This window comes from Senegalimassilia faecalis, from assembly GCF_004135645.1.
Taxonomy (GTDB): Bacteria; Actinomycetota; Coriobacteriia; order Coriobacteriales; family Eggerthellaceae; genus Senegalimassilia; species Senegalimassilia faecalis.
Map to the genome: position 1 here is coordinate 323476 of NZ_SDPW01000001.1, position 23055 is coordinate 346530.

The window sequence follows — 23055 nt, forward strand, 5'->3', positions numbered from 1 at the left end:
CACACGAACAAATGTTGCATACATTGTGCACAGCGGGAACGCCCGGCGGGTGGCCGCGCGCACGTACATGGACGCGTCCACGGCCATCGTGCACCACCAGGTGGTGTCCACCAGCTTCGTGCCGAAGCTTTACGACGCCGCATCGCGCCAGGTCATGCGCGAGGTCGTTGAAACCACGCACCGCATCCTGTGCAAGGTCATGCAGCATTACCTCGACGACGCCGAGTACCGAAAGATCTTCGACTACGACCCGCGCCTGGCCGAGCTCATCTTGGTGCCGCGCGGCTACGACGCGCTGCTGCCGTTCGCCCGCTTCGACATCTTTTTGGACGAGAGCACCGGCGACGTGGCGTTTTGCGAGTTCAACGGCGACGGCAGCTCGGGCATGAACGAGAACCGCGAGATCACGCACTCCGTGGAGCAAACGGCCACGTTCAAGGAATTCGCCAAGCGTCACCACGTTGAAGCCTGCGAGCTGTTCGACGCGGAAGCCGCGGCCGTTTCACCCTCCCCCGAGACCTGCGAGGCCCTTTCACATGACCTGACTGTTAAACGGAATCGTCGCCTTCAGCAGCGCGCTGCTGTTGGCCGTCATGCTCATCGCCGTCGAGCGCTCGGACGCACGCTTATGGCGGGCGGCGGGTTGGTGCTCGCGGCTTTTTGCGCGCTGGGCGCATGGGCGGCCATGCGTTGTGCCAGGTAGATGGGCATGGGCATGAGCGTGGACGTCTCGTCGCAGGCGTAGCCGAACATCATGCACTGGTCGCCCGCGCCGATCTTCTCGTACGGGTCGTCGCCGGCCTGGCCGTGCTGGGCCTCGTGGGACTCGTCGACGCCCTGCGCGATGTCGGGGCTTTGGTCGTGGATATAGGTACGCGTGCTAACGAATCGAAGCGGGCAGGCGTTGGAAAACCACCCTGCCCGCTTCGCAACAGATGCTGGCGGAACGAATGCTAGCGCGTGAATCGACGCCGGGCCACAGCCGCTATCGCCGCCACCCCCGCCGCGGCAACGGCCGCTACACCGCCCGCAAAGGCAAGCAGCCCGGTCGCATCGCCGGTGGTAGCAAGCCCCGCGGACGAAGCGCCCTTTTGAGCTGCCGAAGAGGCGCTAGCGGCAGACGCGTTCTGCTTATCCAAGCCACCTGGCACGTCGGCGGCACCAGACCCATCGCCATCAGCGGGCTTGTCCGCATCGCCTCCATCGCCGGGCTTGTCGCTATCGCCCGGTGTCGGATCGGGGGTAGGCTCAGGTGCGGGCATGGCCTTCGACAGCCCGTCCATGGCAAGCTGCAAGTTCACCAACGCATCGTTGACCTGCACCTTCGTCGCGTACGTTGCATCAAGCACCTCATGCGCGGCCGCAAGCTTCGCCGCGAAGATCGACCAGGTTTCAGGCGTGTAGTCGGCTTCGGAAAGCGTTTGCGCCTTGGCCACCAGCGCCGCAAGTTCGGCGGTATCGCCAGCCTGCTCGCGCCAGTTGTACGTCAGCACCAGCGCATCGTCATCGCCCTTAGCAAGGCCATCGAAGTCACCGTCAGCAGAGTTGCCGTAAGCAAGCAAAGTCAACTGATAGCCATTGAGCGCCACGATCTGCGCCGCATAGTCGTTCGACGACCCTCCCACAACGTCAAGCGACAAGCGCTCGCCCGCCTTGCTGAACGCGGCGACATACACATCGGAAGCGCCCTTGTTCAGGTCCTTGAAGTCGAAATCGGTGCCGCTCGAATTGCCCAGCACCACATAGCGGTCGTCAAGCTCCACCACGCGCTCGGCCTCGTTGGACTCCGAGCTTTTGAGCGTCTGCACCCACTCCACCGCGCCGGAGGCAGACAGCTTCATGATGTAGCTGTTTTCGTAGCCGCTGGTCACACCGGTAAACGTACCGTCCTGCGACTTCGTGCTGCCAAGCATGACGAAGCCTCCGTCGGAAGTGGCGGCCACGCCGTTAAGGTACTCGTTCGAGCTGCCGCCGTACGTGCGAAGCCACTCGATGGTGCCCTCAGACGCGCTCACCTCGGCTGCGAACAGGTCAAACGTGTTCCCGAAGTGCTCGGCATTGGCGAAATCTCCATTATAGGACGACTTGATACCCGTCACCACGAAATTACCGTTGCCCAAAACGTCCAGGCCGAAATCGGAAGACTCGAGGTTTGTCCCGCCGATGGGACGCGTCCAGGAAAGCGTGCCGTCGGCAGCGTAGCGCGCAACCACCAGGTTGAAGATACCGCGGTTAAGCTCGGTCAAGTCGCCATCGCGCGAAGACGTTTCGTACAAAGCAACGCAACCGCCATCGGGCAGCGCCTTGACCTGCTTGGCCTGGTCATGCCCAGAACCCGAAAGACCGCCCATCCACACCAGGTTGCCTGCAGCATCGAAGCGCGCAACGAAGCTGTCCGTCTGGCCGAACACGCCGTCTTCGCGGGCAAGGGCGGCGAAATCGCCAGCCGGCACGCCGTCAGGGGACGTGTAACCGCCGCACAGCACGAAACCACCATCGGCCGTCGTATCAACGCTAGCGGCGTACGACACGTAGCCGTTTTCCATGCCGCCAAGCTCAAACGTGCTGACGCGCGTGCCATCTGGCGTGCGCACGTCAACGTATGCGCAGGCCGGGCCGCGCTGCAGCCCGTCAAAGTCGCCGTCCTGGCTGTAGGTCTGGCCTACCGTGACCAAATTTCCGTTGGCAAGCACCGTCGCATCGGCCGGATACTCCGCACTCGTTCCGCCCAGCGCGTCCTTCCACGCATACTCGAAATTCGGCAGCTCCACTTTCACCGGCTCGAAGTACGGCGGCACATCGGTCTGCTTCGCCGCGGCAGGGTCGAACTTCAGGCGAACATCGCCCATCGACCCATCAATGTGGATAAGCACGGGATTCTCAAGGCTGGTCAGCTGGATAGTCGTGCTTTTCACGCGCGTGGTGGCGTCGTAGGTGTCGGACAAGGCGTCAACCATAGTGCCGTCGCCCCTGTCATAAGACACGTCGCCCAAGATGGTGGGGCTCACCTCGCTGCCCATGATGGTGGCGCGCGTGAAGTACACCGTTACCGTGTACAATTCGCCGGTCTTCTCAACGTATGCATCGGAGTACAGCATGGGCGCCATCATGGAGTCGACGTCCTCGCCGGCCTTCCACGCCGCCACCGGCACCAGCGAGCGCTCTTCGGCGTGCGTCTGCAGCTTCTCAGCATCAAGGCTGGTCACAAAACCATCCGCCTTGCCGGCAAGGCCCTCAAACATGCCATCGGTAGACTTGGTCGTGCCGCACACCAGCACGTTGTCAACCCCGTCATACGCAATGCCCTCCACGGCGTCGTCATCGTTGCCGCCAAACGACTCCACGCCAAGGCGGGCGCCGTCATCGGACAGGTGCGCTACGAACGCATCCTTTTTCTGGCAAGCATCCGTGCCCGAAAAGTCACCGTCGTTCACCTTGTGGGTGCCTGCAAGCAGGTAGCCTTCCGTCGTGCTGGTCAGCACCGCCTCGCCGGCAACCTCTTCGCTATCTTCGACAAGGTTCGACCATTCAACGTATCCCGTCGCCGAAATCTTCAGCGCAAACGCCGCCGATTTCGCCCCGCTATCGTCGGTTCCCGCCAAATCGCGCGTGCCCAAATCGCCCGAAGCCGATTCCGTGGTGCCCGCGATAACGAAGCCGTTATCGTACGTCGGCGTGCCGTCTTTAACACTTGAAAGCGTGGCCTTGGCATGTGTGACGGCCATGGCCTTATCGGAGCCGTCTCCGCCATACATGCGAAGCCACTCGCGGTTGCCCCGCTCGTCGAACTTGGCGACAACCACGTCGTAGCCACCCTTTGAGCCGACCATATCGCCGTCAGCCGCATTCGAATAGCCAACAGCAAGGTAGCCCGCGTTCACATCAACTTCCGCGCCAAGATTGTCGGCGTCTTTCGCCTTCGCCGCGGAAACAGGAACCACGTCCTCGAACCGTTCGGTGGCCGAGATGCCCGATTCCGTGGCGGTACCGCCGGTGCGGCTGACCCACACCAGGTTCAAATCGTCGTTGTATTTCGCCAAGATGGCATCGGCGTCCGTGCCGGTCTTGCCGGTAGCCTCCATGTCGCCATCGTGCGAGTTCGAGAAGCCCGAAACCACGAATCCGCCGTCGGTCGCATACGTCACCTTCGTAAGGCCGTCTTTGTCGGAACCACCGAACGTAACCGCCTTCACCAACTGACCCTTGGCATCGAACTTGGCGATTAAGCCGTCGTTGCCGCCTTTGTCAAGACCTTCAAGGTTGCCATCGGCCGATTGGGTAGCGCCCACGGCAATAAATCCGCCGTCATCGGTTTCTATAACGCTTGCAAACGAGTCGTTCTTCGAACCGCCCGCAAGCGTATGCCGCAGCTCCTTACCGTCTTGGTCGTAATGGACCAGCGCGGCATCGGACTTGCCGTGCGCCTGCTCGTCAACGTTGTTTTTCGCGCCGTCATACGTGCCAACGGCAACGAACGTGCCGTCAGACAGGCGCAGCGTTTGACCGAGCGTATCGCACCCAAGAGCCGTGCTCGACGCCGTGCCGGCCCCGCCGAACAGGCTCGTCCAATTCACCAGCTGGTCTTCCAACGCGCCAGCAGCTGCCGGCGCGCCGCAAGTCAATGCAGCCGCCAGCGCAACCGATGCGCCCGCCGTCGTGAGCTTATACCGTTTCGACACTTCCATTCCCCTTCAATCGTTTCGTTCCAAGCGGTGTTACCCGTATCTTACCGTTAACTAGGGCGAACAGTATACGAGAAGGTAGCAAAAGTTACCAGATGGTAATTGATGTTTTTAACAGGAATGGTTTGCCGTGCATCATGTTGCGATTCACCGCAGCAAAATGCCTGGTCGACGAACGAACGTCGCTATTATTGTACTTATATAATACAAACATTTGTTGCATATTATGCGCAGTCTACCATGCTTTAAAGTTATCGATATGCCGCGCGTGCTAAACTGGCTGCAATCAACCGAAGCGCCCGAAGGGAAAGGCAGCCGCATGAGCGAAACCACCCAGCCCGTTTTCAAGAACGCCGCGTACACGCAGGAGTACATCGACATCGCGAACAACCTCGACGGCGACGTCCCCGGCCGCCGCGCCGCGCGCGCCTACATGGACGCGTCTACGGCCATCGTGCACCACCAGGTGGTGTCCACCAGCTTCGTGCCGAAGCTTTACGACGCCGCATCGCGCCAGGTCATGCGCGAGGTCGTTGAAACCACGCACCGCATCCTGTGCAAGGTCATGCAGCATTACCTCGACGACGCCGAGTACCGAAAGATCTTCGACTACGACCCGCGCCTGGCCGAGCTCATCTTGGTGCCGCGCGGCTACGACGCGCTGCTGCCGTTCGCCCGCTTCGACATCTTTTTGGACGAGAGCACCGGCGACGTGGCGTTTTGCGAGTTCAACGGCGACGGCAGCTCGGGCATGAACGAGAACCGCGAGATCACGCACTCCGTGGAGCAAACGGCCACGTTCAAGGAATTCGCCAAGCGTCACCACGTTGAAGCCTGCGAGCTGTTCGATGCTTGGGTTTCCGAGTTCATCAACATCTACAACACGTACGAAGGCCGCGTGGAGCACCCGCGGTTCGCCATCTGCGACTACCTGGAAAACGGCGTCGTGGACGAGTTCCACCTGTTCGCGCAGCGCTTCACCGATGCGGGCTACCCCTGCACCGTGTGCGACGTGCGCGACCTCACGTTCGACGGCGAAGCGCTACACGACGCGCAAGGCCAGCCCGTGCACGCCATCTGGCGCCGCTGCGTCACGAACGATGTGCTGGAATATTGGGACCAGTCGCAAGCGCTCGTTGAAGCGGCGAAAGCGCAGAAGGTGGCGCTCATCGGCAGCTTCGCCGGCCACATCGTGCACGACAAGCAGATCTTCGAGGCGCTGTTCAACCCCGCCACGCAGGCGTTTTTGACGCCCGAGGAGATCGCGTTCGTGGAGCGCACCGTGCCGCAGACGCGCTACCTCGATGAGCGCGAGGTCGATCTTGACGCCATCCGCGCCGACAAGGACGCCTGGATCATCAAGCCCACCGACGCCTACGGCGCGGCCGACGTGTACGCCGGCTGCTTCCAAACGCAGGAGCAATGGGACGCGATCGTGGCGAAGTTCGCCAACGGCGCAGCTGGCGCGCCCTTCTTGGTGCAGCGCTACATCACGCCGTACAAAACGCAGATCCTCGTCCCCGACAACGACATCGCGAACCTGTCCGACCAAGAAGTGCAGCGCGAGCCGGTGCTTTACAACAACCTTGAAGGCCTGTACTGCTACAACGGCACGTTCCAGGGCATCTTCAGCCGCCTGGGGCCCTACCCCACCATCAGCAAGCCCATGAAGGGCATCACCTGCGCCACCATCTGGGTGGACTAAGGCCGCTTAAAGCATCATCGCGCAAGAAGCCGCCTTGCTTCCCGCAAGCGATCAAGGCGGCTTCTTGCGCACATCGCCTAAGGGCGTCCGAACCGCAAACGCTCAACGTACCGAAAGAGCCCTATGCAAGCACTCAACAAACTCGTCGCCATTGGCAGCACGGTCTCGCTTGCCGTCACGCTAATAGCGGCCGGCTTCGCCGCCGCCACGGTGCCCGACTGGGCCACCGTGGCGCTCTCGCGCGCCTTCTCGGGCTGCGATCAGCCGCTCACGCCGTTTACGCACGACGAGCTCACGTCTATGGCTGTGGCAGGCAAGCACTACACGTTCGACTCGAACAACGCCGATGAGCTGAACGAGGCCATTGCCGCCGCAAACGCCTCAGCCGAGGCCGACGGCCGCGCCACGGTTATAGGGGAAGCAAGCGAAACCCGTCGCTTGCCCGCCGACGCCATCAGCCACCTCGACGACGTGTACCGGGTAGTCAGCGTGGCAAAACCGGCGCTGGCGGTTATCGCCGTGCTGTGCGTTGCCGGCCTTGCACACGTCGCCGTGCGCATCAACCGTCGCGCCTTAGGGCGCGTGCTCATCGCCGGCGGCGCGTTCGTGCTTGCAGCGTTTGCCGCACTCGGCATCTGGGCGCTTGTCGACTTCTACGGGCTGTTCGGCGTGTTTCACAGCCTGTTCTTCCAAGCGGGAACGTGGACGTTTTCCATAGACAGCCTGCTTATCACCCTGTACCCAACCGCTTTTTGGATGGGCATGGCAGGCATCTGGCTTGCAGTAACGTGCGGGCTGTCTATACTTGCTGTACTTGTTGGTTTTACGTTAGGACATAAGCAACATGACTGAGAACAAACCGGTGCGCGTTCGCTTCGCACCTTCCCCCACGGGCAAGCTGCACGTCGGCGGCGCCCGCACGGCCATCTACAACTGGGCATTCGCTCGCGCTACGGGCGGCACGTTCATCCTGCGCATCGAGGACACCGACCCCGAGCGCTCCACGGAAGAGAACACGCAGGTCATCCTCAACGCCATGAAGTGGCTTGGCCTTGACTGGGACGAAGGCCCCGAGGTTGGCGGGCAGGCCGGCCCCTACTTCCAGACGCAGCGCTTCGACACGTACGCCGCCGCGCTTGAGCGCCTGAAGGAACGTGGCATGGTGTACCCGTGCTTCTGCACGAAAGAAGAGCTTGACGCCAAGCGCGCCAAGGCCGAAGCCGAGGAAGGCGGCTATGCCGGCTACGACCGCACGTGCCGCAACATCTACCCGGCCGAGGCCGCCCGCCGCATCGAGGCTGGCGAGCCGCACGTGTGGCGTCTGAAGGTTCCCACCGACCATGGTCCTATCGAGTTCGAGGACGCCGTCTACGGCCACATGTCCTTCCCCGCCGACGTCATGGACGACATGATCGTCGTGCGCACCGACGGCACGCCCACGTACAACTTCGCCGTGGTGTGCGACGACGCCAATATGGGCATCACGCACGTCATCCGCGGCGACGACCATCTGTCCAACACACCGCGCCAGATCCTCATCTACGAGGCGCTCGGTTACGACGTGCCCATGTTCGCTCACCTGTCCATGATTCTGGGGGCAGACGGCCATAAGCTGTCCAAGCGCCACGGCGCCGCAAGCGTCGAGGAGTTCCGGGACCGCGGCTTCTTGCCTGACACCATGGTGAACTTCCTGGCTCTGCTCGGCTGGAGCCTTGACGGCGAAACCACGCTCATCGACCGCGAAACGCTGTGCAAGTCTTTCACGCTCGACCGCATCACGAAAAAGGACGCCGTGTTCGACGAGACGAAGCTCGAGTGGATGAACGGTCAGTACATCCAGCGCATGGGCGCCGAAGCCTGGGTTGCCGCAGCACGTCCGTGGCTTGTCAAAGCCGGCGCAACCGAAGCCGACATCGACGCACGCCCCGAGTGGTACGCCAAACTGTACCCGCTGGTATCCGAGCGTCTGCAGCGCCTCGACGAGGTGCCGGCGAAGCTCGCCTACATGTTCTGGGGTGCCCAGGTTCCTGAGCTCGACGAGAAATCGGTGAAAAAAGTTCTGCTCAAGGAAGGCGCCCGCGCCGACGAGGCCCTGGCGAACTGCCGCGCCATCCTGGCTGACGAATCCCATGCTTGGGAAGCGGCAGGCCTGGAAGCCGCCTGCCGCGAGCTGGGCGACACCATGGACATGAAGCTGAAGTTCGTGCTGCAGCCGCTGCGCGTAGCCGTGTGCGGCAACATGGTTTCCCCACCGCTGTTCGAGTCCATCGAGTTGCTGCCCCGCGAAGACGTCCTCGCCCGCATCGACCAGGTAACTGCGCAGGTCTTCGGCGTCTAAGGCTTTACGCAAGAGCAAGCGTCTCGACATCGCAGAAATTTAACAGGAACGCCCGCGACAAACCGCGGGCGTTCCTGCATCAAGCCTACCAGAACCATGTGACACCGTGCTCATTGCCCAACGCCCACCGCAGCGCATCGGCACAAAGGCCTATCCGCATCCGTAAGCACGTTCAATCCACCATGCTCCGTTAACAACTTCAGCCACAATGCAGGCCGCGTGCTAAGATAAGCGGCGTCAAACACCGTTAGGAGCACCTCATATGAGCGATTCCGAAAACAAAGAAACCAACTTCAACAACACCTGTCAGCAGGGCAGTCAAACCGCAGGCGAGCAACCGACGACACCCAGCTATCCCGCAAACCAGCCGACATCCTCCAATCCGCAAAACACTGCAGGTGCACCGGCACCGCAACCCTACGCCGCCATTCCGCCTCAACAGCAACCATACGTGGCCGGTCAGGCGCCCCAACAGCCCTATTACGCTGCGCCTCAAAACCCCTACGGCGCCCCGCCAAGCCCCTATGGTGTGCCCGCAGCGCCACAACAGCCGAAGAAGAAGTGGCCCTGGGTCCTGATTGCCTGCGTGCTGGCGTTTTTGCTTGGACTGGGAGGCTGCGTCGGCTGTGCCACCATCAGCATGGTCACCGACTCGCTGCACACCCGCTCCGACTCCATCCATTCCTACGACTACGACGATCCCTACGGGTACGACCCCGCAGACGCGCCCGACTCCGACGCATACGGCAGGTTCACGCTCGGCGATATCCAAGACGCCGCCGGCAACCTTCCCAACCAGGTCCAAGACGGCAAGGCAACCGCAGGCGTCTACGTTGTTGGTCGCGATATCGACGCTGGCGAATATTTCCTGCAAGGAAGCCCCTCCGTTGAAAGCGAGTTCTACCTGTTCGACCCCGAAGGATCGGGCACGTTTAGCCTTGATTGCGCCGTGTCTTACACCGGCAACTACTTTGCCGAACTCGAAAACGGCGAGGTCATCGCGTTCATGCCTAAAATCGGCGATGCCCTGATGGTCCCCTCGGACGAGGCCGATTTCCAACCGCAGCAGCCCTATCAAAGCGGCCTGTACCGCGTTGGCACCGACATCCCCGCCGGAACGTACACGGTCACGGTCAGCCCGAACGCGCCGCACGACGCCTCGCAAGATTACGCCGCATACGTCATGCAGGACCTCGACTTCGACGACGCCTCCATCACCGGCTCCGTGTACCTGCTACGAGGAAGCACCCAAACCATCACCGTGAACGACGGCGACTGGCTTGAACTGTTCGGAACCGTCGCAACCCCGTCGAACTAGCACTGCAACCCTGAAAAGGACGCCCATGCTTCCTGAAAACCCCGCGCTCCAGCAAATCCAAGCTTACTTCGCCAACGACAAATTCGCCACACAAGCCGCTGGGTGCACCATCGTGGAGGGAAGCCGCGGACACGCCGTCTGCGAGATGGTACTAGACGACAAACATCGCAACGCGCAGGGCGGCGTCATGGGAGGCGCCATCTTCACGCTTGCCGACTTCTGCCTAGCCGTTGCCTGCAACATCGACGAGCAACCCACCGTTTCGGTCAGCAACACCATCGAGTTTTTAAGCGGCGCGAAGGGTTCGAAGCTCATAGCCACGTGCGATGCTGACAAATCGGGCCGCAAGCTGGGCTTTTACACCGTCGATGTTGCCGATGACACCGGGCGCAAAGTAGCACGCATGACCGCAACGTGTTTCCGCTAACACGCAACAAAACTTTTCGAAATAGGGTCTTGCGCAAAGCTGGCATTGCCGTATAATAACTTTCGCACCTTGTTCGGGGCCTTAGCTCAGCTGGGAGAGCGCATGGCTGGCAGCCATGAGGTCAGGGGTTCGATCCCCCTAGGCTCCACCAAATTTTCAAGCCGCCTGCATGGGCGGCTTTTTTATTGTCAAGGGAAGGGAAACCATGGCTCAGCAAACAACCAGCGCAAGCTCTGCTCGAGACTCGTTCACCTCACGCACCGCCTTTATCATCGCGTGCATCGGTTCGGCCGTCGGCCTGTCCGGCATCTGGCTGTTCCCCTACCGCGTATCGCAGCTTGGCGGCGCGGCATTTCTCATCCCCTACCTCTTCTTCGTGGTGCTGCTTGGCCTCACCGGCGTCGTCGGCGAGATGTCGTTCGGCCGCGCCATGCAAACCGGCCCCATGGGCGCATTCGGCAAAGCGCTGTCCCTGCGCAACGTCCCCCACGCGAGCGCCATCGGCAAAATCATCGGCATCGTACCGGTGCTTGCCGCACTCGGCATCGCTATCGGATACACCGTGGTGCTCGGCTGGTTTTTGAAATACCTCGTCACCGCAACAACGGGTCAGCTGCTTGTGCAAGACAGCATGGGCGCGTTCTTTGGCGGCATCACCGGCGATTTCGGAAGCGTCGGCTGGCATGCTGCGGCGCTCATCATCACGCTGGCCGTCATGGTGCTGGGCATCTCGCGCGGCATCGAGCGCCTGAACAAGGTCATGATGCCCCTGTTCTTCGTGCTGTTCGTGGTCCTGCTGGTGCGCGTTGCGTTCCTGCCCGGCGCGCTTGACGGCTACGCGTACCTGTTCATGCCCCGCTGGGAGGCGCTCGCGAACCCGCAGACGTGGGTATTGGCGCTTGGGCAGGCGTTCTTCGGCCTGTCCCTGGCCGGCGGCGGCACGCTGGTCTACGGCAGCTACCTCAAGAAGGATGTGAACGTGGTGTCCTCGGCGAAAAACGTCGTCGTGTTCAGCACGCTTGCCGCGGTGTTGTCCGCCATGGTAGTGGTTCCCGCAGTGTTCGCCTTCGGCGCCGACACGCAAGCGGGCCCACCGCTGCTGTTCATCGTGCTGCCCCAGGTCTTCCAGGAAATGCCGTTCGGCAACGTGTTCTGCTTCGTGTTCTTCCTGGCCGTCACGTGCGCCGCCATTACCAGCTTGGTGAACCTGTACGAGCCGCCCATCGAGGCCTTGCAGCAAGAAGCGCACCTGCCGCGCTGGGCAGCGGTCGGCATCGTCGCCGTTGCCTCGTTTGCCGTAGGCGTGTTCATCGAAAACGGCGATGCCGTCAGCGCCTGGATGGACGCCGTCAGCATCTACGCCATCCCGCTGGGCGCCCTTATCGCCGCCGTCATGTTCTTCTGCGTATGCCCGAAGGACTTCGCCACGAAACAGGCCCAAATGGGACGTGAGAAGCCTTTAGGAAAATGGTTCGAAGCCATGGGGCGCTATCTGTTCGTGCCGCTCACGGCCATCGTCATCGTGCTCGGCATCGTGTTAGGCGGCATCGGCTAAAACCACCGAATTCGCCTGTGGCCAGCAAGCCCGGAACAGTACAACCCCCAAAACGCCAAAGAGGCGTGCAAGCACTGCCTGCACGCCTCTTTGCTACGTATACCAAACCAAAACCCTGCAGCGCGCCTGCTCTCTACACCGAGAAGCGTATAGCCCCGCCAGCAGAGAGCCAAGTCCACACCTCATGCGAAAGCAATGCGCCAAAAACCAATAGCCGCGCAAGTTCAAGAACCCCCTTGACGCGACTCACACACGCAAAAGCAGCACGCGCGAAAGCTTCAACGCCTTCCAGCGGCTACTTGCCTTCGGTGAAGAAGCGCTCCGCGATGCGAGCCGATTCCGCAGCGTCCTTCGCGTAGAAGTCCGCGCCGATCTGCTCGGCGTAATCGGACGTCAGCACAGCGCCTCCCACGAACACCTTGCATTCCGGCACACGCTCGTGCAGAAGCATCACGGTCTCCTCCATGGCGCGAACGGTGGTGGTCATAAGCGCCGATAGGCCCACAAGCCTGATGCGCTGCTGCTGCACCACGCGCACCACTTCTTCGGGGTCCACATCGCGCCCCAGGTCAACCACCTGGAACCCGTAGTTTTCCAGCAACATCTTGACGATGTTCTTGCCGATGTCGTGGATGTCGCCCTTCACCGTGGCCACGGCAATGATGTTTGCAGGGCCCTCATCGCCCGACGCATCGCCCACGTGCGCTTTCACCACGTCGAAGCCGGCTTTCACCGCCTCCGCCGATGCCATCAGCTGTGGCAGGAAAAACGCGCCTTTGTCGAACTTCTCACCCACCACGTCAAGCGCCGGCACGAACACGCCGTTCACCAGGTCAAGCGGGTCGTGATTGACCAGCAGCGCCTCGGTAGCCTCGGGCATAGGAGCCTTGCGCCCCGTCATGATCAAGTGCACCATGGCCGCCACACCGTCAGCAGCGTCGCTAAGCGTTTCGGGAATGGCGATGGGGCACTCCCCCGCATCCGCACCTGCCTGGCCAGCGACCTTACCACCATCAGCCGGCGCACCAGCCGAACCAGCCGGAACATCGTACGGATCATTGCCGCCCGCATAGCGTTCGATGAACTCCACGGCGCTAGCGTCCTGGCAATTCAGCACGCGGAACGTATTCACCGTGTCAACGTAGCGCTTAGCCTTCGGGTTCAGAATCGGCATATCAAGACCACAGCCGAAAGCGGCAGCCAAAAACGTCGCATTCACCATGTTGCGCTGCGGCAAGCCGAAGCTGATGTTCGAAACGCCCAGCACGGTGCGCACGCCCAAGCGTTCCTTCACCATCGTGATGGCGCGCAAAATCTCAAGCGCCTCGGACTGGTTCGTTGCGCACGCCATGGTCAAGCAGTCGATAACCACATCGGTGCGCGGAATGCCTATACGCGTCCGTTTCCGCAACGATGCGCTCAGCAACCGCATAGCGCCCCTCGGCCGTTGGCGGGATGCCGCCTTCGTCCAAGGCAAGCCCAATCACCGCGCAGCCGTACTTCTTCACAATCGGCAGTACCGCATCCAAGCTTTCGCGCTTGCCGTTCACGCTGTTGATAAGCGGCTTGCCGGCATAACCGCGCACCGCCGCCTCAACCGCAACCGGGTCAGACGAGTCCACCACCAGCGGCAGCGTAACCGTAGCGGCAAGCTTGTCAACGGCGGCCGCAAGCACAGCGGGCTCATCAAGCTCGGGCAGGCCCACGTTCACGTCAAGCACATCGGCGCCGCATTCCTGCTGCGAAACCGCCTCACCCACAATGTAGTCCAAATCGCCCGCACGCAAAGCCGCCTTCAACTTCGGCTTGCCCGTAGGGTTGATGCGCTCGCCGATCACGGCAATGCGCGGCACGCCCACGGGAAGCACAACAGCCTCCTGAGCGCTGCACAGCACGCATGCAGGCTGATACGGACGCGCTGCAGGTTCGCGGCGCTCGTCAGCCATTTGACGCAGCAAACGCGTATAAGCCGGCGACGTGCCGCAGCATCCGCCGACAATGCTCGCGCCGGCATCCATCATATCGGCCATAGCGGCCGCAAAATCTTCCGGAGAAACATCGAACACGGTCACGCCGTCCTCAACATGCGGCAAGCCGGCATTCGGCTGAACCATAAGCGGACAGCGAACGCGCGCAGCCATATCTTGCGCCGCGCCCAGCAGCTCGGCTGGACCAAGCGAGCAGTTCAAGCCCACGGCGTGCGCGCCCATGCTCGACAGCACCTCGGCGGCAACGGCCGGAGACGTGCCCAAAAACGTACGGCCGTCTTCGCCGAACGTCATAGTCACCAACACCGGCAGGTCGCAGTGCTCCTGCGCCGCCAAAAGCGCGGCCTTCGCCTCGCGCAAGTCGGCCATCGTCTCGATGAGCACCACATCGCAGCCGGCAGCAGCCACCGCTTCAACCTGCTCGACGAACACATCGTAGGCCTCCTGAAACGACATAGTGCCCATCGGCTCGAGCAGCGCACCCGTCGGCCCAATATCGCCGGCAACGTAGGGCGCGCCAGCGGCACGAGCGCACGCGGCGGCGGCCGCATACACATCGGCAACGGAGGCAACACCCTCAAGCTTCAACCGGTTTGCACCGAACGTGTTCGTGGTGATAACCTCAGCCCCAGCTTCGACGTAAGCCGCATGGATAGCGGTAATGTCGTCAGGATGCGAAAAGTTCAGCAGCTCGGGAAGCTCGCCTGCCTCGGCAAGCCCGCGCTCCTGCATCTGCGTGCCCATCGCGCCGTCGATGACCAGATAATCCAGGCCCAGCAACGCGCGCCGAAGGTGCTCATCGGCCACTCGCACACCCGACAGGTCGGGAACCGGCAGCCGCTTCGCCTCATCAAGCCCACGCAAGGCGCCGCGCGCGGCGCCGTCGACAGTTTCGTTAGCCATGGCAGGTAACCCCTCGTTTCCTCAATTCGCAGCAGCCTTTCAGCTGGCACACGCCGCACGCGCTTCGGACCTCAGCGCCCGCGTCCACCTTATCGAACAAGCCCACAACGGCCGTCACGCTTTTCACCGGCACCAGCATGTTCGTTGCCGTAAGCGTTACACCAAGCTTGCGCGTGGCGTCAAGCGCCTTCAAAAACGCCGGCTGCACGTCAAGCGGCAAGTCTCCGTATCCCGGGCTGAAACGCCAATTCGTATGCAAGCCAAGCTCATGAGCCGCCGCAACGATATATCCCTCTACTGCGTTCGCGCAAGCCTCAACCAAAGCCGAAGCGCAAGCGCCGTACATCACACCGTCAGCCGCGCTCAGCGCAGCGTGCTTGCGCATCTCCCGCTCGCTTGCAGCCCCCAGCGTGCACGCCATCAACGCCACCTTGCGCGCCCCACGCAGATGAGCTGCAATGCTTTCGCCCTTCAGCAGCACCGGGCAATCGCGCAGCGCAACCACCGATTCGGCGCCATCCCAGCAACACCGCCGCTCATCGATGTCGTACAACTCCCAAGCATATACCGGCTCAATCGTCGTCTCGCACGCATGCGCCAGCTCGTGAAAACGGGCCAGCAAGGTTTCATCAACCTGCTGGCCCGCGTAGCCCAAATATCCTAATGCCTCATCGCGATTCAACCGCACGCCGCTTCCCCGGCTTGCGGCGAGGCGGCCATAGCGAACCATTATCGCACCAACGCCACCTTCAACGCGCACATGGCAGCACGCGCAATCTCAGGGTTGTTCATCGTGTACACATGCAGGCCGTCAACGCCGTGCTCCTGCAGGTCCGTCAGCTGGCGACACGCGTATTCGATGCCCGCCTGGCGCAAACTTGCCGGATCGTTCTCGTAACGAGCCAGCAGCTTGATGATGGGGCTTGGCAGCGAAGCGCCGCACATGAACACCATGCGCGAAATCTGAGCCTTGCTCATGAACGGCATGATGCCCGCCGTGATAGGCTTCGTGATGCCTGCCGCCTCCGCCTGCTCGCGGAAACGGTAGAAGTACTCGTTGTCGAAGAACAGCTGCGACACGAAAAACTCCGCGCCTGCATCTTCCTTCTGCTTGAGATGCTCAACGTTTAGGCGCATGCTATCGCAGTCGATATGGCCTTCCGGATACGCCGCCGCACCCACGCAGAAGCCGGCCTCGGTCAGGCGAGGAATCAGATCCTTCGCCAGCTTGAAATCGCCCGGCTTATAGCCTTCGGGCAAGTCGCCGCGCAAAGCCAGCACGTTGCGGATGCCGCGCCCTTTCATGTCGGACACAGCCGCCGCGATGGACTCCTCGGAAGCACCCGCGCACGTCAGATGCGCAATCGTAGGCACGGAAAAGTCATCCTGAATCATGGCGGCAATCTCAGCGGTTGCCTGCTTGTTCCCGCTTCCACCAGCCGAATACGTCACGCTGATGAAGCTGGGGTCAAGCTTCGCAAGCTCTTCGGCCATGCTGCGTGCCGACTCCATGCTCAGCTCGCCCTTCGGCGGGAAGATCTCGAACGAGATAGGTTGGGTACCCGCGTTGCGAGCTTGTGTGAAGATGTTTGTAATAGTATTCATAATGCGCTTAATTATAGTGCGTTGCTTCCATTCGTCATCGAGAAAACTCTGTACTCGGTTGCATGTTTTTCCGAATGCAGCTTATCTGCCATCGCGAACGCTCGGCAGTTCGAACACGTTCACGCAATCCCCTGTTTCCGCTTGTCGAAACGCACTGAAGCACACGAGCGTGCGCCACAACTCGGCCTGACGTGCCCGTATGGCCTCCCTGCGCCCAGCTTCCTGCTCCGTTATCCGGCGGCGCGATCCGCCACGTGTATCAAGTTGGCGGCACACCCGCTCGCACAGCTGCACGTATGACCCGAATTCGTACACCTGCGACGGCGTCACCGCCATGCACGCGCGCATCGCACGCTTGCGCCCGCCAGCGCAACCGCTTCCCTTTTGCGCGTTATCGTCACATGCATCCAACACCACCATGGACACCGGCCCCCTTCCGCAACCCGATTCCTTCATCTCAATAGCCACGCTGCTTCTTGTCGAGACGCCTGCAAGTCCAGAGGGCGCAAGATCGCCGTTTTCCGCCGATCGCTGCAGCACAACGTCTCCCGCACCGAATCCGCCAAGGCACGCCGGCAGGCTCAACCCCATAGCCAAGGCCGATTCCGTTGTACTTGCCGACCCCTCGCGAACATACGACAACGCTCGCCGGGCCTTAGCACACCCATACGAGCCCTCCGTTTTCCGCAGATAAGCGCCAATGCGGGACACCGTCGTCAACGGCTCATCATCGCCTTCCCGAATGGCAATGCCGCCATCAACCTGCCCGTCAACGCGATACGACGAGCACAGCGCATAGCCAACGTACACGGCCTCAAGCAGCGAATGCTTGGCCGCGATTTGTCGAAACACCAGCTCCGGAGATGCCGCATAGACGCCGCCAAGCCCCGGAACATCCACACGGACAAAAGACCCCGAAGGATACGCAAGCCCCGACAGATGCGCTTTCACGCTGCCGGAATCTCGCCTTCCGCTCGACCTGCATACCAGCACCTCAAGCGGGTCCACGCCCAGCCGAAGCTCCGAAGCAAGCACTCTGCACTGCACCATCGAAGGAGAGGACAGCGGCAACACGCGAGCCGTGCTAGCCCGCCCCGCAATGCGAGGATTCCGATTCCTCACCAACCAGCGAAACGCCGTATCGTGCGACAAGCACACATTCATCATCCCCATATGCACCCGCTTCCCAATAGATACATCCATTGCCTGATAAGAAGCATGGCATACAAACCTTGCAGACCATATACCGATATAAACGCTGAAAACATGCGAAACCTTGCAGATATCACTGCAGGTGCGCACGCAGACCTTTACGCATAAGCACGAAGTGCCTTGACCTAGCACACGCTGGTCCTTAAGCAACCTAACGCAGCTGATTAAACAGGCATATGCAGATAATTACCTGAACAGCGTAAACATACGCAGAATCTTGATCAGGCGTGCACAGACTACCGAACAGGCGCCACTCACAATTTAATCAGCAGCTCAAACACGCCCAAAAAAATCGCGCCGAGCAAATTGAGCAGCCACGCTAACAAGCCAGGCAACAACCGCTTCAATCCCATTCAACCCGGAAATCGACAAGTAAGAAAATTCTATTGATGCATTACTCGGTAACCGCCTTAAACCGACTATACTGGACATGCTGAATCAGATTGCAAACACACCACAACAGGAGAACGCATCATGGCAGTCGAGCACAGTCAGGACAAACGGCAACTAGCCGCATGGGTCGACCGACAGTTAGCAGAAACGGTTGACAGCGTAGCCGCAAAACGAGGAATCACCCGCACCGCCGCTATCACCGAAGCCCTGCAACGCTACGTCGAAGAAGAAACCAGCGTAGCCCTACAGCTGTCAGGATTCGCCGAAAAACTTGACGCAATACTTGAGCAAAACGAAAAGATGCAGCAAGAGTTCAAAGAGATCAAGCAGCAAAAGCCGAAGGCGCGCAAAACGAAAAGCGCTGCCGCGACGCCCGCCGTTCCCCAAACGCCGTCGCTGTTCTAGCCCGCAAGAGGTGCGCACGTGACCATCTACATCACCGGCGACATACACGCGTCTTACGACATCGAAAAGCTTTCAAGCTCTCACTTCGACGCAACCGGCCTGACAAAGGACGACTACGTCATCATATGCGGGGACTTCGGACTAGTATGGAACAACTCGACCAGCGAGCAATACTGGCTCAGATGGCTTGACGCCAAGCCCTTCACAACACTATTCGTAGACGGCAATCATGAAGGCTTCCATGCATTGAACAACCTTTCAACATGCACGTGGCACGGCGGAATAGCACATAAAGTCAACGACAGCGTCTACCACCTCATGCGGGGCGAGCTATACGATTTAGACGGCATCACCCTATTCGCAATGGGCGGAGCCGCATCCAGCGCCTACGACAAGGAAACGCGCACTGAAGGAATAGGCTGGTTCCCGGAAGAAATCCCAGCACAAGCAGAGCGCGAGCACGCCATAGAAACGCTCGAAAACGCAAATTGGAACGTCGATATCATCATCACGCACTGCGCCCCCACCTCATGCGAGGAAAGCATTGCAGCCGTTACCAACCGCCTAGAACTTCATCCCATGGACGAGTACACCAATTGGCTTGAAACCATACGCCAAAAAGCCTCGTACAGCCAATGGTTCTGCGGCCACTATCACATCGATGCCCAGCTGACGAACAACATCACCGCACTCTACAACAAGATTGCCAAGCTAGAAATCCCCGCCGAAATAGGCCAAACCCAAGAATCCGCTCAGGACGCACTCAACAACGCCTCGATAACGTACAAAATCATCGAGAAGAAACAAGTAGCCATCGAACCAAACGACCCATTCGAAGACCTCGAAGAAGATCCCGAATAGCAAGAATAACTACTCTAGCGATACCCGTCCCAAAACGCGGAAGAGGGCCGCATGCGCGGAGCTGACCCTAAACGTATAAACATTCCGCGCACAGGAAGCCCGCCAAGCGTGGAAGCGGCCCGTGCGCAGATGCCCCCGGAACGCAGAACAGGCCGCGCGCAGCAGGCCCCCGAGCACGGAAGGGGACCCGTGCGCACAGACGCCCTAAAACGCAAGAAGGGCCCGCGGGGGGATCCGATCCCCCCGCGGGCCCCGCCGGCCTCTGCGGCCGCTCGCGCGCATGAAGAAAAGCGCCCTCCGCGAGCGCGACGCCCTGCCCTCCCGCAGCCTTGCGCTGCAGTACTCTCGGCGAAGGCGGGCTTAACTGCCGGGTTCGGGATGGGACCGGGTGATCCCCGCCTCTGTGGTCGCGCTCGCGGGGGGCGCTCCCCCGCGGCTCATGTCTGTGAGCCTGCCCGGGTCCCCTTCCGGGGCGACCCTGGCGGCCGTGCAGCGAAGGAAGCTGCCCGCACATCGACGCCTCGCAAAATCCCTTACGAGGATGCGAAGAGCTCGGGCTATCAGCAGCGCTCGGCTGAGCGGGTCGCCCCGCTTGCACCTGCGCCCTGTCGACCGGGTGTTCTACCCGGGCCCTTACCGGAAAGTGGACTCATCTCGGAGACGGCTTCCCGCTTAGATGCCTTCAGCGGTTATCCGTGCCGGGCGTAGCTAGGCGGCCGTGCCGTTGGTCGACAACCGCTGCACCAGAGGCCCGTCCACCCCGGTCCTCTCGTACTAGGGGCAGACCTCCTCAATCCACTTGCGCCTGCGGAGGATAGGGACCGAACTGTCTCACGACGTTCTGAACCCAGCTCGCGTACCGCTTTAAACGGCGAACAGCCGTACCCTTGGGACCGACTTCAGCCCCAGGATGCGATGAGCCGACATCGAGGTGCCAAACCTTGCCGTCGATGTGGACTCTTGGGCAAGATCAGCCTGTTATCCCCGGAGTACCTTTTATCCGTTGAGCGACGGCCGTTCCACTCTGTGCCGCCGGATCACTAGAGCCTGCTTTCGCACCTGCTCGGCCCGTCCGCCTCGCAGTCAAGCTGGCTTGCACTCTTGCGCTCTCGGGACGGTTGCCGACCGTCCTGAGCCAACCTTTGCGCGCCTCCGTTACTCTTTAGGAGGCGACCGCCCCAGTCAAACTACCCGCCTGGCACGGTCCGCGGCCCCGGTCAGGGCGCCGCGTTAGGCCGCCGGAACGGAGGGGGCAGTATTCCAAGGGCGGCTCCGCCGGGGCTGGCGCCCCGGTTTCGATGCCTCCTGCCTATCCTCTACGCGCCGAGCCAACGGCCAATGCCAAGCTGCAGTGAAGGTTCACGGGGTCTTTCCGTCCTTCCGCAGGTAATTCGCATCTTCACGAATAGTGCAATTTCACCGGGTCCATGGTCGAGACAGCGCCCAAGTCGTTACGCCGTTCGTGCAGGTCGGAACTTACCCGACAAGGAATTTCGCTACCTTAGGACCGTTATAGTTACGGCCGCCGTTTACCGGGGCTTGGCTTCAGCGCTTCGCACGAGTGCTAACGCATCCGCGTAACCTTCCGGCACCGGGCAGGCGTCAGACCCTATACTTCCCCTCGCGGGTTGGCAGAGTCCTGTGTTTTTGGTAAACAGTCGCTTGGGCCGTTTCGCTGCGGCCGCCCAGGGCTCGGGGAGCGTGTCCCTCCACCCCGGGCGGCGCTCCTTCTCCCGAAGTTACGGAGCGGTTATGCCGAGTTCCTTGACCATGGTTCCCCCGATCGCCTCGGTATGCTCTACCCGCCCACCTGTGTCGGTTTTGGTACGGGCGCCTCTGTCCCTGCCTAGGGGTTTTTCCAGGGAGCGTGGGCTCCGCAGCTTCGCCATGCGGCTTCGTCTCGCGTCTCGGCCTTTCCTGCAGGGCGGGTTTGCCTGCCCTGCGGCCTACGCGCTTTCACGGGGGCGTCCAGAACCCCGCCTGCGTACCCTTCTCCGTCGCCCCGTCGGTCTGAATAGCGGTCCAGAGGCGGTACAGGAATGTCCGCCTGTTGCGCATCGGCTACGCCTTCCGGCCTCGCCTTAGCTCCCGACTGACCCTGGGAGGATTAGCCTTCCCCAGGAAACCTTGGGCTTACGGCGGCGGCGTTTCCCGCGCCGCTCTCGTTACTCATGCCAGCATCCTCACTCCCCTGCGCTCCACCGTCGGTCGCCCTCCGGCTTCTCCGCCCAGGGGAAGCTCCCCTACCAATGTGTCTACATTCCGCCGCTTCGGCGCGTCGCTTAGCCCCGTGAATTGTCGGCGCGCCCCCACTCGACCAGTGAGCTGTTACGCACTCTTTGAATGCATGGCTGCTTCTAAGCCAACATCCTGGTTGTCTGGGCAGGGGCACATCCTTTGCCACTCAGCGACGACTTGGGGGCCTTAGCGGGCGGTCTGGGCTGTTTCCCTCTCGAGCACACAGCTTAGCCCACATGCTCTGACTCCCGGCCTTTCCGTCCCGTCGGCATTCGGAGTTTGGTCGGCATCGGTAGGCGGTGAGGCCCCCTCCTCCGTCCAGTGCTCTACCGCCGCGGGAAAACGGCCGGGGCTAGCCCTAAAGCTATTTCGGGGAGAACGAGATATCTCCGGGTTTGATTGGCCTTTCACCCCTACCCACGGGTCATCCCCTCCGTTTTCAACCGAAGTGGGTTCGGCCCTCCACGGGGTCTTACCCCCGCTTCAGCCTGCCCATGGGTAGCTCACCCGGCTTCGCGTCCACCGCGCGCGACTACGTCGCCCGCTTAAAGACTCGCTTTCGCTGCGGCTCGCTTCTATAGCTTAACCTCGCCGCGCGCGGTGACTCGCTGGCTCATTCTACAAAAGGCACGCCGTCACAGCGCGATGGCTGCTCCGGCTGCTCGTGGGCGCGAGGTTTCAGGCGCTGTTTCACTCCCCTCTCGGGGTGCTTTTCACCTTTCCCTCGCGGTACTGGTTCGCTATCGGTCGCGGGAGAGTGTTCAGCCTTGGAGGGTGGTCCCCCCTGCTTCGCGCGGGGTTTCACGTGCCCCGCGCTACTCTGGGAATCGGGAACCCGCTGCCTGCGCCTCTTCGGGTACGGGGCTCTCACCCTGTTCCGCCGGCCTTCCCAGGCCGTTCCCCTGAGGGGCAGGTTTATGACAGCGGGAGGGGGGTGCGGCCCCCTCGCGTCCCGCCCAGCAACCCCGGCGCGGAAGCGCCCGCACGCTGTGACACGCGCGCCGGTTTGGGCTGGCCCGGTTTCGCTCGCCGCTACTCCCGGGATCTCGGTTGATTTCTCTTCCTCGGGGTACTTAGATGTTTCAGTTCCCCCGGTTGCCTCCTGGCGCCCTATTTGATTCAGGCGCCGGTAGCGGGGCATTGCCCCCGCTGGGTTCCCCCATTCGGGAATCCCGGGATCGAAGGCCGTTTGCGCCTCCCCCGGGCTTATCGCAGCTTGCCGCGCCCTTCGTCGACTTCCCGCGCCAAGGCATCCGCCTCGCGCCCTTAACATCTTCCATCCAAGGGATCCTGACTGAATTAGTACAGGTCGTTCAAATCGATAGAGAATACCAGATGAATGATCGTTGCGATCGTGAAGAATCCGAATCGTCTTAATTGGATCGATTCTAAATAATTCGTTCTCGGGGGCCGGGGGGATTGCCC

14 protein-coding genes, 1 tRNA gene, 2 rRNA genes and 2 pseudogenes are annotated in these 23055 nt (G+C 61.4%); 10 read left to right on the top strand and 9 right to left on the bottom strand.

What is annotated here, in order from left to right; translation table 11 throughout:
* Window positions 1-25: 25 nt before the first annotated feature.
* The gene (locus ET524_RS01410; RefSeq protein ID WP_129423033.1) at window positions 26-703 is read left to right on the top strand and encodes a hypothetical protein; all 678 of its coding nucleotides are present in this window, start codon (window positions 26-28) and stop codon (window positions 701-703) included.
* Here the strand turns inward: ET524_RS01410 and ET524_RS01415 are convergent.
* Window positions 658-867 (bottom strand): annotated as a pseudogene (locus ET524_RS01415) (methionine adenosyltransferase); the annotation flags it as partial. The gene ET524_RS01410 and the pseudogene ET524_RS01415 overlap by 46 nt on opposite strands.
* Window positions 868-953: 86 nt before the next feature.
* Window positions 954-4679: a hypothetical protein gene (locus ET524_RS01420; RefSeq protein ID WP_129423034.1), complete on the bottom strand. Its 3726-nt coding sequence runs from the start codon at window positions 4677-4679 to the stop codon at window positions 954-956.
* Window positions 4680-5001: 322 nt separating this feature from the next.
* Here ET524_RS01420 and ET524_RS01425 point away from each other — a divergent pair, with 322 nt between their 5' ends.
* The 7 genes from ET524_RS01425 (at window position 5002) to ET524_RS01455 (ending at window position 12025) form a co-directional block, all read left to right on the top strand.
* Window positions 5002-6387 (top strand): ATP-grasp domain-containing protein, encoded by a 1386-nt coding sequence (locus tag ET524_RS01425; RefSeq protein WP_129423035.1) that lies wholly within the window; start codon window positions 5002-5004, stop codon window positions 6385-6387.
* Between the two features lie 123 nt (window positions 6388-6510).
* On the top strand, window positions 6511-7239 hold the full coding sequence (locus ET524_RS01430) for a lipoprotein intramolecular transacylase Lit (protein WP_129423036.1): 729 nt from the start codon (window positions 6511-6513) through the stop codon (window positions 7237-7239).
* Entirely contained in the window at window positions 7232-8725 is a 1494-nt protein-coding gene (gene gltX, locus ET524_RS01435; protein WP_129423037.1) for a glutamate--tRNA ligase, read from the top strand. The genes ET524_RS01430 and gltX overlap by 8 nt, the downstream gene beginning before the upstream one ends.
* 262 nt (window positions 8726-8987) lie before the next feature.
* On the top strand, window positions 8988-10043 hold the full coding sequence (locus tag ET524_RS01440) for a hypothetical protein (protein WP_129423038.1): 1056 nt from the start codon (window positions 8988-8990) through the stop codon (window positions 10041-10043).
* A 25-nt stretch (window positions 10044-10068) separates the two neighbouring features.
* Complete coding sequence (locus ET524_RS01445) at window positions 10069-10470, top strand: PaaI family thioesterase (RefSeq protein WP_129423039.1); 402 nt, start codon at window positions 10069-10071, stop codon at window positions 10468-10470.
* A 75-nt stretch (window positions 10471-10545) separates the two neighbouring features.
* Window positions 10546-10621: transfer RNA gene (locus ET524_RS01450), tRNA-Ala, on the top strand.
* A 54-nt stretch (window positions 10622-10675) separates the two neighbouring features.
* Window positions 10676-12025: a sodium-dependent transporter gene (locus tag ET524_RS01455; RefSeq protein ID WP_129423040.1), complete on the top strand. Its 1350-nt coding sequence runs from the start codon at window positions 10676-10678 to the stop codon at window positions 12023-12025.
* Between the two features lie 295 nt (window positions 12026-12320).
* Here ET524_RS01455 and ET524_RS12120 read toward each other — a convergent pair whose 3' ends face one another.
* The 5 genes and pseudogenes from ET524_RS12120 to ET524_RS01475 all read right to left on the bottom strand — a co-directional run bounded on the left by ET524_RS12120 (window position 12321) and on the right by ET524_RS01475 (window position 17556).
* A complete protein-coding gene (locus tag ET524_RS12120; protein ID WP_408005797.1) occupies window positions 12321-12629 on the bottom strand; it encodes a cobalamin-dependent protein in 309 nt (102 codons plus the stop codon).
* Between the two features lie 76 nt (window positions 12630-12705).
* Window positions 12706-14916 (bottom strand): annotated as a pseudogene (locus ET524_RS11885) (B12-binding domain-containing protein); the annotation flags it as partial.
* Window positions 14909-15604 carry a vitamin B12 dependent methionine synthase gene (locus ET524_RS01465; protein ID WP_129423041.1) on the bottom strand — a complete coding sequence of 232 codons (696 nt, stop codon included), beginning with the start codon at window positions 15602-15604 and terminating at the stop codon, window positions 14909-14911. The pseudogene ET524_RS11885 and the gene ET524_RS01465, both read right to left, overlap by 8 nt.
* A gap of 41 nt (window positions 15605-15645) precedes the next feature.
* Window positions 15646-16521: a methylenetetrahydrofolate reductase gene (locus tag ET524_RS01470; protein WP_129423042.1), complete on the bottom strand. Its 876-nt coding sequence runs from the start codon at window positions 16519-16521 to the stop codon at window positions 15646-15648.
* A gap of 81 nt (window positions 16522-16602) precedes the next feature.
* Complete coding sequence (locus ET524_RS01475) at window positions 16603-17556, bottom strand: hypothetical protein (protein WP_129423043.1); 954 nt, start codon at window positions 17554-17556, stop codon at window positions 16603-16605.
* A 651-nt stretch (window positions 17557-18207) separates the two neighbouring features.
* On the opposite strand from ET524_RS01475, the gene ET524_RS01480 reads away from it, so the two are divergent.
* Both ET524_RS01480 and ET524_RS01485 read left to right on the top strand, forming a co-directional pair.
* Entirely contained in the window at window positions 18208-18531 is a 324-nt protein-coding gene (locus ET524_RS01480) for a ribbon-helix-helix protein, CopG family (RefSeq protein ID WP_129423044.1), read from the top strand.
* Window positions 18532-18549: 18 nt separating this feature from the next.
* A complete protein-coding gene (locus ET524_RS01485; protein ID WP_201738596.1) occupies window positions 18550-19392 on the top strand; it encodes a metallophosphoesterase family protein in 843 nt (280 codons plus the stop codon).
* 300 nt (window positions 19393-19692) lie between these two features.
* On the opposite strand, the gene rrf is transcribed toward ET524_RS01485, so the two are convergent.
* Both rrf and ET524_RS01495 read right to left on the bottom strand, forming a co-directional pair.
* A 5S ribosomal RNA gene (gene rrf, locus ET524_RS01490) occupies window positions 19693-19807 on the bottom strand.
* Window positions 19808-19931: 124 nt separating this feature from the next.
* Window positions 19932-22910: ribosomal RNA gene (locus ET524_RS01495) — 23S ribosomal RNA — on the bottom strand.
* Window positions 22911-23055 lie beyond the last annotated feature (145 nt).